The sequence below is a fragment of the Bacillus salipaludis genome (assembly GCF_030938565.1).
Lineage (GTDB): Bacteria > Bacillota > Bacilli > Bacillales > Cytobacillaceae > Neobacillus > Neobacillus salipaludis_A.
This window is the reverse complement of the sequence record NZ_JAVGVR010000001.1, coordinates 3159286-3174641: the sequence shown is the minus strand read 5'-3', so window position 1 is coordinate 3174641 and position 15356 is coordinate 3159286. Positions and strand designations below refer to the sequence as shown.

The window sequence follows — 15356 nt, the reverse complement described above, 5'->3', positions numbered from 1 at the left end:
AACCTTACTCCACTTTCTTTTCGTTGTAAACTGAAAAGAATTGGAATATCAGAATTTGAATGAACACCATTGGATTATGATATAATTTCCTGATAGAGGGAGTGGTAGTTTGAGAAAAATTGCACCTGTTGAAAGACAGATGATGAGAAAAGAATATGTAAAACAGTTAGTCCATGTCGTTCGGACTCAAGGATTCCTTTCTCTTACTATTCAGGATATCGCAAAAACGATGAATTTAAGCCGGGCCTCCTTGTATAACTACTTTTCTTCGAAGGAAGACATTATTATGGAGCTGACGAATCTCTGTATTGATTATATAAATGAAGCTGGTAAAACCATTTCCAATGAAGAGTTATCTTATCCCCTTCGTTTCCAAAAAGTGTTTGAACAAGCTGTTTTTTCAGCTGTTTATGCTTCAGATCTTTATTTGACTGATTTAAAAACAAGTTGTATCCATCTTTATGAAAAAAAGATGCACTCAAGAAAAGAACAACTGTCTGCGATTCATACCTTTTATCGAAATGGCATGAAAGCAGAAGTTTTTAATCAATTGAATCCCTCAATCTTAATTATTCAGGATGAAACTGTACTAGGGAAATTGGTGAATACAGCCTTTTTAGTACAAGAAGAATTGTCATTGAAACAAGCTCTATTGGATTATTATGTAGCGAAGAAAACCCAGGTACTAAAGCCCGAATACTTGCAAAACACAGAAAATGAAGATATTCATGCGATGGTAGAAAACATCCTCAACAAGCTGGCAGCCATCTAAAGATTATAAAAAGACTCTTACGCGATGGTAAGAGTCTTAAGTAATTTTTTGTTTGGAACTATACGTTTTGAAACGAGCTTTATATTTTTTGGTGAATTCTGTTTAAAATCGATGATAATGTTTGATTTACATTTTTTAATTCCTTCATATCTATTTCATGTGTGCTCTAATGGGTACGATTATTAGATCTTTTGAGCTATTTATTTACTTAAGCATTTGTAATTGAAGATGGTAAATATTTTGTTAAACTACTTTAATTTCTTCAAAATTCCCCTCAATAAAAAACCAAAGACTAATCCCGGTATAATGGACAACATTGGAAGCCAATCTGTACCAATAATATTCCAAAAAAGATGAGTATAATGCCCGTTACATATTTTCCATTTAATAACTGACCAAAACTAGGAAGAACAAGGCTCTTAATAATCTTATATTGAGATTCATTTCGTTAATTCTGTATTAATTTGTCATGGTCGACTGCTTGTGGAGGTTCCTCCATCCAGCCGTGTTTAATCATAATGTTGGCTCCATCTTCGACATACAGGGCGACTTCTGGGATCAATGACATATATTTAAGTCCTAAATCTCTCCTTAGACTTGCTGCTAATGCTGTTCCATAATATCCAATCCCTGCTGCAACCATGGTTGCAACATGAAACATCATTAGTTTATCCGAAAAAACACTTGCGGTTGTATCTAAAACAGACGAACCTAAACTTATAGGGGCAGGCAGATCCTCCTTGGTTAAAAAATTGCTAAAGGTATCTACATATTTTTGAGCAAGCTCTTTCCCTCTTATAAAATACTGTTTTACATCTTCATTTTGAGCAGTCTGAGCAAAGCCCGTTACAATTTCTTTACCGATAACATTAATTAGAGTATTTAAGTATAAATGAGTGATTTCATGTGAATTAATAGACCTTTTTTTCCCAAAAAAACCTGTTAAATAATATTGTTTTTCTACAAAATCCACCTTATCAGGAATAGGTATTGAAGGAGGTTTTACATAAATCCCTTGTTTTAGCATTAGTTCGCGTGTTCTGTCCTGCAATTCAACCCCTTTATTCAATATACGCTTATGAAAAGCAACAACATCTGGACGTGTCGCAACGGTTAGTCCCGCACTGCTGGCAGTCATTGCAAATACAGCCATTTGACTTAAATGCTTTAAGAAAAATGTATCTGTAAAAAGTCTTGGAGCTTTTGTATTAACATCTTGTTCTGTAAATCCAATGGGTATCGGGAAATTCTCTTTTTGAAATAGTTCCTGCATGATGGAAACATTCTCTTTTGCTGTATCGAGTGTCCATTCAATAATAGGGCGTATTTCTTTATCTTCTACTTTTTCTAAGAAATAGCTGTCGATACAAACAGCTATTGTATCGCCCATGTATTGAGTCCATAAACCAGCCATTTCCGCAGAAGTTAAAGGAATATTTGTTTTATCTTCCATTGGAACAACCTCCTGTTTTCAATTCATACATCATCGAATAATATCCCCTGAATAGTGGAAAATATAAATGAACAACCTATCAAATCCATCGAATGAAAAAAGGGACCCTTAGAATAGGTCCCCCAGATTTTTTTCTCGGCATTTTTTTACTTGAACAGATTCTAAACGCCGATTTTTTTATTGATTGTTCCTGCTAATGGGCCTGTTATCATGCTGCACGTGCAAATGATTTATTAGCTTTTTTCCTTTCGGACCTTTTAAATACATAGCTAACAATAATCGGACAGACGATTGCAGATATTACACATGCTGCCGCAACTTGTGCAGTAGCTGCTTGTGCTACTGATGCTAAAGTTGGATCTGCGGCTGCAACAATAACTGGTGTAGCTACAGCATTTCCTGCAGTTGACCCTGTTGCTAAACCAACTATTGGATTTTCTTTAAATAACTTCAAAAGTAGGTAAGCTCCAATTCCAGTGAATGCAGCTATTAATCCTAGTAAGATGCCAGGACCTCCCGCTTTTAGGATAGTTGAAAAATCCATTCCTGCACCTAATGGGAATGAGAAAAATGGGATTAATAATAATTTACTGCTTCCAAGGAATTTTCTCATATCAGGATCAATATTTCCTAAAATCATTCCGATTACAATTGGAATTAATACTCCTAAAAGTGTTTGAAAAGGAATGGTGGCAAGACCGGATGCACCTAATGCAACTAATGTGAAAAATGGACCATCTTTTAAAGAAAATAACGCATATGCTCCTACATCTGTTTCGTCACCATACGATGAAGCAAGCGATGCATATAACCCGCCATTAGCATTTAATAACGCTGCAAGGATGGCTAATGGAGATAATCCTAGTATTCCGGCAGGCCCAAAAAACATTGCTACAGCTAAACCTATACCAGCACCTACTATAAATTTCCCTGTTAATAATATTGCACCTTTTTTTAATGCCTTTGGTGCTAATTTGAAATTAATTTGGGAACCAATTAAAAACATAAAACATGCCAAAATGGTTGATGATGCTTCTTTACTGAATAATGCTGTTGTAAAACTTCCAATTTGTAAAACTTGCGGAAAAAATGTATTTGTTAATACCCCTAAAAAAAGTGGAACAACCATCAGGCCGCCTGGAATTTTATCTAGCGTTTTCTTAATTGGAATTTGCATTTCCCATCCTCCTAAAATAGTTTTTATAGCTGCATTTATGAATTCTTCCGCGACATAATCATGTAAGCGGAAGTAGAACAACACCATTCTTCACGCTGGCTAATCTGTAAAAAACCATTATTTTTTCTACTATTTGGCCAATTTCTACATTAATCGCAGAAAGCGATTCCATTTATCTTTGCGGGTTATTTCAATCCCCGTTTGTTTTGTTACAAGTTCATCATATTCCCAAGTAAACCGTTTTCATAGTTTATGAAAGTTTTTTAATTTTTTTTGTAAATAAAAAAAGTAAGCGGTATCCATAACTGCTTACAGAAAGTTTTTTATTAAGTGCTCTTTAAATTTGTTATATTATTTATTATTTCTAACGTTGATATAGCAGGTTTTAAATTACTTTCTTGGACTTCCCCTTCTCTTCCATGAATACTCGGTTGGAAGCTTACTTTTTTCTGCCAAAAAAAGCCTCCTTCACTTTTGGGGTATCCCAACATAGCAAAGGAGGCTCCACATCTGTTTGATAGTACCTCAAACAGTCTTGGGGGAAAAAACATCGTCAAAACCAAGCTTACAAAGCTGCTGATGTAAAAGGGAAGCCATCGGGTAACAATCACCAGAAGGATTATCTGATGGAGTTTGCACTAATTTTTGTAAAAAACCAATCATTTACGCTTGGTGCTCCTCAATCCACTGAACTAGAAATGACTTATCTTGCATGATAAAACTCCTCCTCTTTGCTATTTGTAAGCTAGCCGATGCAATAATTGGATCAGAACAGATAGTCCTGTTTCTAAATCATGGTTTGAAGTATATTCAGACGGAGAATGACTAATTCCTCCCTGACTTGGAACAAACACTAACGCGGTCGGACACATTCGCGCGAATAACTGGGAATCGTGCCCCGCTCCGCTATTCATCACATGATAAGAAATATTACTATTTATACAAATGGTTTGAACTATTTGTTGCAACTTTGCATCCATTTGAACCGGCTGAACATTATGCCAAATTTCTATGCCAATCTCCAAACCCAATTTTTGAGCTATTTCAAGAAACTGCCGCTTAAACTGCTCGCAAAAAATGCTCAAAACCGAATTCACCGGATGTCTTGCATCTACCGTAAATTCCACTTGTCCTGGTATCACATTCGGTACATTTGGTTCCACAAACAGCTGACCAACTGTTGTAACAAAGTCTTCGTCGTATTCTTTCGTTAAGCCATATAAATCATGAATCATCGTTACGGCTCCCAGAAGTGCATCTTTTCTCCACTTCATTAAGGTTGTACCCACATGATTTGGCTCTCCCTTTACAGTAATTCGAAACCTTTTTTGACCGACAATTGACTGAACAATACCGATGGATTTTTGAAGTCTTTCGAGACTGGGGCCTTGTTCAATATGTAATTCAACAAAGGCAGAAATATCACTACGGACTACGTCAGGTTGCTCGCCAATCCCGAATCCAGCCTCTTTCATTGCCTGCTCAAAACAGATTCCCTCAGAATCTCTAAAACCATTAATATCTTGAATGCAATAGATTCCTGTCATCATGCCGGAACCCCAGCAGGCGATGGGAAAACGGCTTCCTTCCTCTTCACACAATGAAACGACCTCGAGATTCACCTTGGGGTGGCCCTGATGCTCTTTAAAATGCTTTAACGCAAGGATACCTGCTAATATTCCATAAGCGCCATCATATTTTCCCCCTGAAAGAACAGTATCGATATGAGATCCCACCAGGATTGTCGGGGCCATTGAATCTTTAGACGCTAAACGCCCAAACAGGTTTCCTATTGGATCATAAGACGTTTGCAGCCCCAGTTCCTCCATCCATTCCTTTAGGACCTGCTGGGCTTCCTTCCAAGGTTTGGAGTAAAGAGTACGTGTAACACCACCATCAGGAACTGCACCATACGAGCTTAGCCACTCGATTGCTTCTGCCAGATTGTTAGGAAATGGACTCATGATACTCCCTCCATGGTTAGAGACACAGACCAATTTTCTCTTTTGTTATACCTGTTTGGTCGTCATAAATAACCTTGCCCCGTAAAATCGTTTTTTTTATTTTGACTAAAAATTCCTTATTCTCATACGGGGAAAATTTATTCCGAAAACCAAAGGATTTTTTATCCGCAAAGGTCGTTTCATCCAATCGGATCAACACTAAATCAGCATCCAATCCCGGACGAATTCTCCCTTTTCGATTCGCAATTCCAAATCGGTCAGCTACACGTGAGGTCCCTAAAGGCAGAATATGTGTTAGTTTTATTTTTCTCTTTAAAGCCTCATCGAGCATTGCAAGCCATGTAAATTGTACTCCTTGAATTCCGCCCCAAGAATTCCAAATGGTGTCTGTTGTTTTCATCGTATAAAGACATGGAGAATGATCGGAACCAATCGTATCAATCATGCCCTTCGAAAGGCATTCCCATAATCCTTCGACCTCTTCCCGAACCCTTAGCGGCGGCGCACATTTAAGGATAGCTCCTTGCTGCAAGAAATCATCTTCATCAAAAATTAGATAATGCGGACAGGTTTCTAGCGTTACGTTTACACCGCTTTTTTTAGCTAGGTCGATCTGAGCGACTACTTTTGCGGAACTAATATGGACAAAATGAATGGCTGTTCCATATTTTGCGGCAAGCTCTAAGGCATAATTTACAGCCTTTTCTTCTGCGGAAATAGGTCTGCTCAAAGAGAAGGCTTTTCGTTCATTTACACTAGGACGTTGCTTATAACAAGTAGTCAATCTCACGATCTCCTCTTCCCACTCCGCATGGAGGGCAAGAATTTTATTGTGTTCCTTTGCCACTTGCATGGCTTGTTTTAAACCTTCCGGTGAAACCAAACTAAAATCCGTAATTCCGCTTTCGCTCATAAATGCTTTCCATCCAATAATTCCATCACTCATTTGTGCCAATTCTGCCCGGCTTTCAAGATTTGTACCTGTCAATCCCCCCCAAAGAGCATAATCAACATGTGATAGAGAGGTTAAATAATTCTTTTTTTCTAGTAAATAATGGAGGTTGGTAATAGAAGGGGAACAATTGAGCGGCATGTCAAAAATGGTGGTTGTTCCGCCCATAGCGGCTGCACGGCTGCCTGTCTCTATTCCTTCCCAATCGGTTCGTCCCGGATCATTAAAATGGACATGTGCATCAATAAAACCGGGAACAACAAGACAGCCGCTTGCATCGATAACATTTTTATTTGTTTCTTTCAAAGGTTCAGCTTTATCTTTTACTAGGGTGTCAATTCGCTCATCTTTGATTTTTATGCTTATTTCCTGAAATCCAGCATCTGTAAAAACCAAACCATTTTTTATCCATAACTCTGTTGGCATCTGTTTCACCCTAACTTCCTCGGTAAGTACTGTAGCCCCCAGGAGAGATTAACAGGGGTACATGGTAATGAGTCTCAGGCTGGGAGATTCCAAAGCGGACTGGAACACACTCAAGGAAAGATGGATCTCCCATTACTGTTCCGCTCCTCCTGAAATACTCCCCAATGTGAAACCGAATTTCATAGATTCCTTTTTTCATGGACTCCCCCTCCAGGAGCGGCTGGTTTACTCTTCCATCTTCATTTGTATAGCTATTCTGTAAGAACTCAGACTGATGACCCGCCCCCACCAGCCACAATTCCACTAAAACCCCGCTTGCTGGCCTTCCTTTGCTCAAATCCAGAACATGGGTTGTCAGCTTTCCTGTCATTCGCCTGACTCCTCAGTATTTTCCACATCCTCGCGTGTCAGCGAAAAACGTTGAAAGCCAAATGGCGGGCGAGGCTCAGTGAATACTTTGCCTTCTTCTGATACTGGAATATCGTCTAAAACGGTTTCCCATGTCCTGTTATTGGACTCGAAGCGAACCTCTATTAATTGCGGGAAACGCTGCAGTATCCTTTTACCGATCCGATAAATAAGATTTTGGATGGAAGGTGAGGTTTCTTCATGAAAAATGGTACAGGCAATATCTCTTACTTGTTCGGCTGCCACGTATCCTTCCTGTGTATTTCCTTTGGCATCCTCCATATCGTTATAACGCCAATCAATATTTAAATAGATAAATAGCGGACGGTCGTAGGATTCTGGCAGCGTCGTATATTCATCCTTCACGTATCCGTAAAAAGAACTTCCCCTCACCTTTATAAGTTTAAGCCCCTTTAAACTGCTGATTTGGTCGGTTATAGTGATTCCCTCCTTAGTACGTTTCACTTCCACAGATGCACAAGCCTGCTCATTTAAAGAATAACGAAACACCAAAGGACTTGGCTCGAAACGATCCTTGGCTGGAACGGGAAGCTCTTCAAAGGGAATTTGCTCGCCGGACATCTTGACGCAAGTCATTTGCGGATACTTTTCAAGAAAGCGGCGACCGACAAATTCCAAAAATCCTTCTTGAGTTGCCCCCTCATATTCCCCAGCATGCTTGAGAATAAAATTTTTCATGGAATCGGTTGCGACAACTACTGTATTATCGCCTTCTGTAAAGGAGGAAAGAAACGCATCTCCCTCCACTGCCACCTTTACATTCATACCAAAAAGGATATTCTCACGCCCCGTAAAGGCTGATTCAGGGATGGACCGAACCGTTTTAAGTGGCTTTGCATAAGTACGATAAACCCAAACAGCTTCCTTTCCATAACTCATGATCCTTTGCATTTACTCATCTCCTTTTTCAAAGATATCGTTTAGACGGAACCCGGCGATTTTATAAACCTCATTTATTGCCGTATTACATTCAACTTCATAGTCACTGTCCACCCGTTCTTTCATCGCAGAAAGAATTGAATCTTTGTTTTGTCCCTTAACCGCCATGATAAAAGGAAACCCAAATTTCTCAACATATCTTTGATTAAGCGAAACAAACTCTTCGTATTCACCCTTAGAAAGTTTATCTAAGCCGACACCGGCTTGTTCTTTTTGAGAGACCTCCGACATTTTCAATTTGGTTCCGAGATCGGGATGGGAACGGAGCAGTGCTAATTGCAACGGTTCCTCTGCATTTTGGACCACTGTGATCATGGCTTGGAAGAGTTCCTTACATGATTGAAAAGGCTGACGATCCCATGCTTTCTCTACCACCCATGGGGAGTGTTCAAATATCCAGCCAACGGTGTTAACAAACTCTTCTTTGTTCATTTGATTGACTTTCTGTAATGTTAACCTTCCTATATCATTCATCTCCATTTCTTTATGCTTGGGCTAGCAATAAAGCGAGCATCTCCTTACATATTACCGTTTTAATTTCCAGGTTAATTCTAACTGATCAGGCACTCAAACAGTTGGAGAATGAAACATGGCAGCCCCCAGCCTAATCATGACTGGCATTTACTTTTTTAATTTTTTTCCTATAATAGCCAAATGACGAACTATCATCCACATTAGTGTCATATAATCTCACATAGAACTATCTTTTGTTTATTTACAAATGGCTAAGATTTTGGAGAAAAGCAATAGAGTAATACTCTGAACAGTAAATTATTTAAATAAGGAGTCGGATGTGAAGACTTTTAACGCGGTTATTTTAGAAATAATCGATCAGATAATCTGACAACAAGTGAAAAATAAGGAGGCTTTTATATAATAATTAACTAAAGTAAAAGGAATAGGAACTCCATTTCCGGGCTGAGATATTAATAATTAAAACAAGATTGCCCCCTTTCATATCAAGGCGTCGTGTATGAATCGAAGGTTTACTTTAATATATAAGATAGGAGAGGTTGTTATGTCAGATTTTCGTTTTATGGAAAAAGCCATTGAGATCGCACTTCAGAATGTGCTTACAAGTAACGGGGGACCCTTTGGGGCGATTGTTGTGAAAGACGGGAAGATTATTGGGACAGGTCGGAATGAAGTAACGGCCTCGTTTGATCCCACTGCTCATGCCGAGGTCCAAGCCATTCGAGATGCCTGTAGAAATATTAATGACTTTCAGCTGACTGACTGCGAGATTTATACCAGCTGCGAGCCCTGTCCAATGTGTATTGGTGCCATTTATTGGGCACGGCCAAAGGCTGTATATTTTGCCTGTACCAAACAAGATGCAGCCAAGATCGGTTTCGATGATCAGTTCATATATGACCAACTCTCACTTCCAATCGAAAATCGAAAAATACTAATGAAACAAATTTACATTCGAAAAGGTGATTTACCATTTAGAACATGGGAAAAATCTAAGAATAAGGTGGAATACTAATCTAACAAAAGAGGATGTTTAAAATGGAAAAATATCAATTAGTAAAACGAATCTCTGTACCTGCCAGAAGAGAATTTCTTATACATTGCACATGGAATACACATAAATTAAACTAGAATATCGATGAATCTTCCGGCAGTAAGGATTCTATTATTGGTTATTTTTGATCAAACACAAAAAGTGGAATAGCCTGCAAACAAAGAAAAGGCTCAAAACCTTAAGACTAAAGGATTTGGGCCTCTTCTAAATGATGAACTAAGTAATCCCCTTAATTAAATATTGATTTTGATAAATTATGGACAATGTCTCCTCGGCTTATAATCCCTACAACCCTACCGGCTCCATTCACAACAGGAATCTTTTTAAAATGATGCTTCGATATTAAACGAATGGCACTTTCAAAGTCATCATCGGGTGCTAATGTCTTAATGTTTTTCCTTACCATAATTTCCTCAATTGGGGTATTCATTTTTTCTCTTAATACATCTTCTATTTTTTGCGCTTCTTCTACATAGGTAACATAGTAAGCTAAATATAATTTCTCTTTATGGGGGGAAAGAAAACGTACGATATCCCCGTCTGAAACAATGCCCACTAAATTTCCTTTCTCATCAACCACTGGGACACCGCCAATTCGATTCGTTTCTAAAATAGAAATTAATTCTTTGACCGTTGTTGAATGCTTAGCCGTAATGACATTTCGAATCATAAAATCGCGTACTTGCATGTTGACCTTTCTCCTTTCTTGTATCTTTATATTAAAAGGAAAATATCATCTACTTAATTATACTCTTCTACTGCATGCCGATCCCGATTTTTCTTGCCGCCCGCTAAAGCGAAGTAAGCAAATCCTCCAGCGACGATTAGAACGATTCCAGAGATAAAAACACTGCTATAACCGAATGATTTGGCCATAATTCCCAACACGAATGCGCCAATCGCCATTCCTAAATCCATTGAATTGAAGAACAACGAATTGGCGATTCCTACACGATGTTGTTCAACAGAACTAATAACCTGTGTTTGAAGTATTGGTGTAACAGATCCATACCCAATTCCAATGATTGCACCTGCCAAAATCATAATCACTGCTGTTTGAGGCAATGAGAGCATAACCATCCCAATTGCAAATAAAATAATACAAGGATAAACAATTTTGTTTGCCCCGTAACGGTCTGCCCATACACCTGTAAATGGCCGGAATACAAACATTAAGCCTGCATAAAGAATAAAGAACGTACTGGCGGCCTTTACAAGGTTAATTTCTTGCGCATACAAAGCTAAGAATGATGCAATACCTGAATAAGCACATGCTAAGATAAATACTACAAGTGCAAATGGTGCAGCTTTTTTATCAATCAAATCATTAAGATCAAATCTTTTACGAGTTTTCGAACCATTTTCTTGTTTCCCTTGATTTGGAGCATGAATAACCACGGATAGAAAGATATTTACTGCTGAAATGACAATACAAACAATGTATGCTGTGTTGTATGCTCCAATATTAGCTAAGTTAAGCCCTATAACCGGCCCAATTACCATCGCCAATCCCATCGCTAATGAGAACCAGCTTAGCCCCTCACCACGTCTTGAATCTGGTATGATTTCTGCACAAATGGTACCTTTTACAGTTGTGATAACCCCAAACATGATTCCATGAATTATTCTCAGGATAAATAATGCCCAAATATTTGTTGCAAATGGATAAAATAGTGTGGCAATAAAAAATGCTGCTGCAGAATAAATAAGTATTTTCTTTTGTGATCCTACACTTACCCACTTACCAGCAAATGGCCGAATAACAATCGCTGCAAGTAAAAATAGGGTTACTAATAAACCAGCCTGATCCGCCCCCCCGCCAAATTCTTTTGTTAGTTGAATGGGAAGTGCTGTTAATAAGATATAAAATGCTAAAAAGATAAAAAAGCTGATTGTAGTGATATTTATGAAATCTTTTTTCCATAGTTTTGGTTTAACCATATCCTGTTCCCCCTTGATTTTTCTCGTCAATGAACACATCTAGTAACGTACATATTTAGTATATATCGATTTGCCATGCATACATAATTGAATTTTTTATAGAAACCATGCATAATAGTAATACCATCGATTGACAGGGGAGAATACGGAATGGACTTTGACCAGCTTTTTTATTTCCAAATCGTTGCAAAACATCAGAGTCTAACAAAAGCCTCTGAAGAATTAAATCTTTCACAACCTGCATTAAGCCGTTCCATTTTGCGGCTTGAAGAAGAAATTGGTGTCCCTTTACTCGAAAGAAAAAGCCGTGGTGTCGTTTTAAACCAATATGGCAGGGTTTTTCTAAGCCATGCAAACCAGGTATTATCCGAAATGAAAGAAGCAAAACTAACTATCCATGATATGGTCGATCCACACCGTGGAACCATTTCACTTGCATTTATCCAAACCCTTGGCTCTAGTTTTGTACCTGATTTAATCAGCGAGTTTCAAAAAGAATTTCCCAACATTCAATTTCAATTATCTCAAAATATTTCAAGTGAAATTTTAAAAGAAATACATACAGCTAACATTGACATTGGCTTCTGTTCTCCGCAGGAACCGCACGATGATATGTGTTCCATTCCAGTCTTGAGAGAAGAATTATTTCTTATTGTTCCTGCTGCCCATAGGCTGGCAGGAACAGAGCAAGTCAATTTAAGTGAAGTAGCGGACGATCCGTTTATCTTATTCAAGCCCCAAACAGCCCTTCATGATTTAATAGAAAACCTCTGTAATGAAGCAGGATTCCTTCCAAGGAAGGTTTTTGAAGGATATGAGGAGAGGACAGTTTCTGACCTAGTTGGGGCCAATTTCGGTGTTGCCATTGTACCGTACATTCCTAATCTTGACGAAAGTAAGATTTCTATGATCCGGCTCCAGTCACCTAAATGCTTTCGAGTAATCCAATTGGTATGGAGGTTAAATGGATATATGTCTCCTGCAGTGACAAATTTTAAAGAATTTGTGGAGAGAAGGGCCTTCCGAGTTTAATAACTAAAAAAAGCTGGTATTCCTTTGGTCCCCCCTAGGAATAACAGCAATATATTTATTATCTACCTTAGGCTTTTTTTGGCAGCTTCCACACTCTCTTCATCCTTTGCATCCAGTTTCGCCATCTTAATATTGTCCTTAATGGAAATTATCCTGAGTGACCAATCCCATTTGTACAGAATAAAGTTAACCAATCAGATGAAAGTGGTAAACGGCCAGCAGCACCATTAACAAGAAAGATTTTGCCCCTGGTATATTTAAGCCAAACAGCTTAAAATTTTTTCTCGAATTTTCCATACATTCACCTTAAATCTACTCATTTAATTACTATGGGGAATTCCCCCAAAGTGTGGTTAATCTGGATTTATTTGGACAATCTACCTAATATTAGACTAATTGTTTGGCATCGGGGAAGTTATCCATCAAACGTACCCAACATCTTCGATTGGAAAATTGATTTCCTGAGCTTCAAGTACGGCTAGCAGGAATACGCGTGAATCCGTTAAGGGATTATTTAACAAAATCACCCTTAGCAAAGGGGAACATAGCAAATGGATAAAATTAAAATAAGCGCATCCCAGCTTTTCGTACTAGTATTTTTATTTGAAATGGGTAGTTCAATCCTCTTTGGTCTTGGAGCAAATGCAAAACAGGATGCATGGATTGCCGTATTATTAGGGTTAGCAGGTGGCTTGGTCGCCTTCTTTGTTTTCTATCGTCTGTTTCTTTTTTATCCAGGATTAATTCTCACCAGCTATATACAGAAAATTGTCGGAAAATGGCCGGGCCGGATTATAGCCTTATTCTATATCATCTATTTTATCTATATTGACGCAAGAGTATTACGAGATTTCGGGGAACTCTTGGTAACGACTGTTTATACAGATACACCATTATTCATCATCAATACATTGATGGTTCTGACCATCATCTATGGCATTCATAAAGGTTTAGAAGTAATCGCAAGAGTGGGGCAGATTTATTTTGGCATTCTATATTTAATGGCCATTTTAGGATTCTTGTTAATTATTTTTTCCGGGTTAATCCATTTTGAATTTCTTCAGCCTATTCTTGAGAATGGCTGGAAACCAATATTTAGAACGGTTCTCCATGAAACATTTCTATTTCCTTTTGGAGAAGTACTTGTCTTCACGATGATATTCCCATTGGTGAATGAACCAAAGAAAATAAAATTTGTTTGTATTGGCGGGATGATTTTAAGCGGGATTAATATTACCATTACTGTGATTATTACGATTTCAACCATTGGTCCGGAACTGTATACCCGCTCAAACTTTCCATTGCTAACTACCGTTTCTAGAATTCAACTGGCAAATTTTATCGAGCGGCTGGATGTTCTTTTTATGCTCTACCTAATCATTGGAGGTTTTTTTAAAATATCACTATATTTTTATGCTGCAGTAGCAGCTACAGCAGATCTATTTCAATATAAAAAAATGGAAAAGCTGGGCTTTCCAATTGGATTGATTATTTTGTTTGCATCCTTAACACTTGCATCGACGTTTGCTGAGTTTATTAAAGGACTAGAATTTATTATTATCTATTTAAATTGGCCTTTTGAAATAATCATTCCAAGCATCTTACTGCTTATCGCATTCTTTCGAAATAGGAAGAAAAAACCTGATACAAATGTAAATTAAAAAACTGCATTTATGAATCTTTTGAATAGTTTGAACAACTGTATCAAAAAAATGCTGGGGTAGTTTTGACCACAGCATTTTTTATATTCTAATTTCATTTACATTATTTTTGTTCTAATTTGTTTACCCTTCGTTTTACATCCGCACCTCTTTAAAAAGAAGATCAACATCTGAATTTACATTAAAAGCCATTGTTTTCAAATCTCTCCGAATATACATGTAACTTACCGTCATTAATGTTGTCGTATGTTTAATTAAATCTTTTATATCACTTTGTCCTGTTTCTAATCTTTCTAAACGATTAGATAGATCCTTCTGAAGTGGTAAATACACCCTCGCAATAAGAAATTAAGTAGCATTTCTCCCTATTAATCTCATTATTTTCTAACTTTCCTTTATACACAGCTATTATTTCATCCGTTATAGGGGATTCAAATCTTTCCTTAAAAGAAATGGTCAATGAATATGAAAAGACCCTGCTCGCATCCTATTTATCTACTTGTCGTCCGATGAAGTGGTGTGCGGAAAAGCTGCAAATTGACCTAGCTACTCTTGTTCGTAAGAAAAAAAAGTTCGGGCTGTAAGCCCTGGCGCTGCATTGTTCCACTAGGTCCTTGAAAATATAAGGTTCAGGGACCCTTTCTTCTTTTAAGATTGTGTTGATAACCCAAATTAGTATTTGAGTGTACCTAAGTTGTGGTTTATACCTTTCATGGTTGAAGAAGTATTGCTTGTGTAACTGTTCATTCAGAAACTTTATAAATTTTATTTGAAAAACTTTCTTCTTAATTATCCTCTTCACACGATAAGTTTTTTGTAAATACTTCCTAACCTTTCTATTTACGAAGAATAACCTATGATATCTTTCATCATCATAAATATCCTTAAACCAAGAATACTTCTTTAACATTTCAATATTTCGGTCGATTTTTCGTGTATTCAAAGAATTACTACCATTGGGTATTAGTGAGGCAAGAAATTCTTAGCAAAAAGATAAGCTGCCTCAATGACAGCTTCCACTCTTAAACACATGTACCCTTTAGTTAAATAAAGAGAGACTGATTCAGCCACTTTTAAAATAT

Annotated in this window: 15 protein-coding genes; 5 read left to right on the top strand and 10 right to left on the bottom strand. The window is 37.6% G+C overall.

The genetic code is table 11. From position 1 onward, the window contains the following. Positions 1-109 precede the first annotated feature (109 nt). Positions 110-772, top strand: a complete 663-nt coding sequence (locus RCG21_RS15765; RefSeq protein ID WP_133339102.1) for a TetR/AcrR family transcriptional regulator — start codon at positions 110-112, stop codon at positions 770-772. Positions 773-1220: 448 nt separating this feature from the next. On the opposite strand, the gene RCG21_RS15760 is transcribed toward RCG21_RS15765, so the two are convergent. The 7 genes from RCG21_RS15760 to uraD all read right to left on the bottom strand — a co-directional run bounded on the left by RCG21_RS15760 (position 1221) and on the right by uraD (position 8544). Continuing rightward, positions 1221-2225 (bottom strand): DUF3231 family protein, encoded by a 1005-nt coding sequence (locus RCG21_RS15760; RefSeq protein ID WP_133339104.1) that lies wholly within the window; start codon positions 2223-2225, stop codon positions 1221-1223. 208 nt (positions 2226-2433) lie between these two features. Continuing rightward, positions 2434-3402: a 2-keto-3-deoxygluconate permease gene (locus tag RCG21_RS15755; protein ID WP_308913367.1), complete on the bottom strand. Its 969-nt coding sequence runs from the start codon at positions 3400-3402 to the stop codon at positions 2434-2436. 734 nt (positions 3403-4136) lie between these two features. Beyond that, a complete protein-coding gene (locus RCG21_RS15750) occupies positions 4137-5366 on the bottom strand; it encodes a Zn-dependent hydrolase (RefSeq protein ID WP_308913366.1) in 1230 nt (409 codons plus the stop codon). 16 nt (positions 5367-5382) lie between these two features. After that, a complete protein-coding gene (allB, locus tag RCG21_RS15745; RefSeq protein WP_133339110.1) occupies positions 5383-6744 on the bottom strand; it encodes an allantoinase AllB in 1362 nt (453 codons plus the stop codon). A gap of 10 nt (positions 6745-6754) precedes the next feature. Beyond that, positions 6755-7114 carry a hydroxyisourate hydrolase gene (gene uraH / locus RCG21_RS15740; RefSeq protein ID WP_133339112.1) on the bottom strand — a complete coding sequence of 120 codons (360 nt, stop codon included), beginning with the start codon at positions 7112-7114 and terminating at the stop codon, positions 6755-6757. Further along, positions 7111-8064 (bottom strand): factor-independent urate hydroxylase, encoded by a 954-nt coding sequence (pucL, locus tag RCG21_RS15735; protein ID WP_133339114.1) that lies wholly within the window; start codon positions 8062-8064, stop codon positions 7111-7113. The genes uraH and pucL overlap by 4 nt, the downstream gene beginning before the upstream one ends. Further along, on the bottom strand, positions 8065-8544 hold the full coding sequence (gene uraD / locus RCG21_RS15730; protein WP_235824935.1) for a 2-oxo-4-hydroxy-4-carboxy-5-ureidoimidazoline decarboxylase: 480 nt from the start codon (positions 8542-8544) through the stop codon (positions 8065-8067). Positions 8545-9130: 586 nt separating this feature from the next. Between uraD and RCG21_RS15725 the strand changes: the two genes are divergently transcribed. Beyond that, the gene (locus RCG21_RS15725; RefSeq protein WP_133339118.1) at positions 9131-9601 is read left to right on the top strand and encodes a nucleoside deaminase; all 471 of its coding nucleotides are present in this window, start codon (positions 9131-9133) and stop codon (positions 9599-9601) included. 268 nt (positions 9602-9869) lie between these two features. Here RCG21_RS15725 and RCG21_RS15720 read toward each other — a convergent pair whose 3' ends face one another. Both RCG21_RS15720 and RCG21_RS15715 read right to left on the bottom strand, forming a co-directional pair. Further along, on the bottom strand, positions 9870-10328 hold the full coding sequence (locus RCG21_RS15720; protein ID WP_133339120.1) for a CBS domain-containing protein: 459 nt from the start codon (positions 10326-10328) through the stop codon (positions 9870-9872). Between the two features lie 53 nt (positions 10329-10381). Next, complete coding sequence (locus tag RCG21_RS15715; RefSeq protein ID WP_235824936.1) at positions 10382-11581, bottom strand: MFS transporter; 1200 nt, start codon at positions 11579-11581, stop codon at positions 10382-10384. Positions 11582-11731: 150 nt separating this feature from the next. Between RCG21_RS15715 and RCG21_RS15710 the strand changes: the two genes are divergently transcribed. Next, positions 11732-12613 (top strand): LysR family transcriptional regulator, encoded by an 882-nt coding sequence (locus tag RCG21_RS15710; RefSeq protein ID WP_133339123.1) that lies wholly within the window; start codon positions 11732-11734, stop codon positions 12611-12613. Positions 12614-13164: 551 nt separating this feature from the next. Continuing rightward, on the top strand, positions 13165-14274 hold the full coding sequence (locus RCG21_RS15705) for a GerAB/ArcD/ProY family transporter (protein ID WP_133339125.1): 1110 nt from the start codon (positions 13165-13167) through the stop codon (positions 14272-14274). A 135-nt stretch (positions 14275-14409) separates the two neighbouring features. Here the strand turns inward: RCG21_RS15705 and RCG21_RS15700 are convergent, their stop codons facing one another. Then, positions 14410-14607: a hypothetical protein gene (locus RCG21_RS15700; RefSeq protein WP_165976383.1), complete on the bottom strand. Its 198-nt coding sequence runs from the start codon at positions 14605-14607 to the stop codon at positions 14410-14412. A 119-nt stretch (positions 14608-14726) separates the two neighbouring features. Between RCG21_RS15700 and RCG21_RS33525 the strand changes: the two genes are divergently transcribed. After that, positions 14727-14858: a hypothetical protein gene (locus RCG21_RS33525; RefSeq protein WP_165976384.1), complete on the top strand. Its 132-nt coding sequence runs from the start codon at positions 14727-14729 to the stop codon at positions 14856-14858. Positions 14859-15356 lie beyond the last annotated feature (498 nt).

Excerpts from the sequence above, each read along its gene's own strand:
- RCG21_RS15760 (WP_133339104.1), bottom strand. The coding sequence starts at position 2,225 with ATGGAAGATAAAACAAATATTCCTTTAACTTCTGCGGAAATGGCTGGT.
- RCG21_RS15755 (WP_308913367.1), bottom strand. The coding sequence starts at position 3,402 with ATGCAAATTCCAATTAAGAAAACGCTAGATAAAATTCCAGGCGGCCTG.
- RCG21_RS15750 (WP_308913366.1), bottom strand. The coding sequence starts at position 5,366 with ATGAGTCCATTTCCTAACAATCTGGCAGAAGCAATCGAGTGGCTAAGC.
- allB (WP_133339110.1), bottom strand. The coding sequence starts at position 6,744 with ATGCCAACAGAGTTATGGATAAAAAATGGTTTGGTTTTTACAGATGCT.
- uraH (WP_133339112.1), bottom strand. The coding sequence starts at position 7,114 with ATGACAGGAAAGCTGACAACCCATGTTCTGGATTTGAGCAAAGGAAGG.
- pucL (WP_133339114.1), bottom strand. The coding sequence starts at position 8,064 with ATGCAAAGGATCATGAGTTATGGAAAGGAAGCTGTTTGGGTTTATCGT.
- uraD (WP_235824935.1), bottom strand. The coding sequence starts at position 8,544 with ATGAACAAAGAAGAGTTTGTTAACACCGTTGGCTGGATATTTGAACAC.
- RCG21_RS15725 (WP_133339118.1), top strand. The coding sequence starts at position 9,131 with ATGTCAGATTTTCGTTTTATGGAAAAAGCCATTGAGATCGCACTTCAG.
- RCG21_RS15720 (WP_133339120.1), bottom strand. The coding sequence starts at position 10,328 with ATGCAAGTACGCGATTTTATGATTCGAAATGTCATTACGGCTAAGCAT.
- RCG21_RS15715 (WP_235824936.1), bottom strand. The coding sequence starts at position 11,581 with ATGGTTAAACCAAAACTATGGAAAAAAGATTTCATAAATATCACTACA.
- RCG21_RS15710 (WP_133339123.1), top strand. The coding sequence starts at position 11,732 with ATGGACTTTGACCAGCTTTTTTATTTCCAAATCGTTGCAAAACATCAG.
- RCG21_RS15705 (WP_133339125.1), top strand. The coding sequence starts at position 13,165 with ATGGATAAAATTAAAATAAGCGCATCCCAGCTTTTCGTACTAGTATTT.
- RCG21_RS33525 (WP_165976384.1), top strand. The coding sequence starts at position 14,727 with ATGGTCAATGAATATGAAAAGACCCTGCTCGCATCCTATTTATCTACT.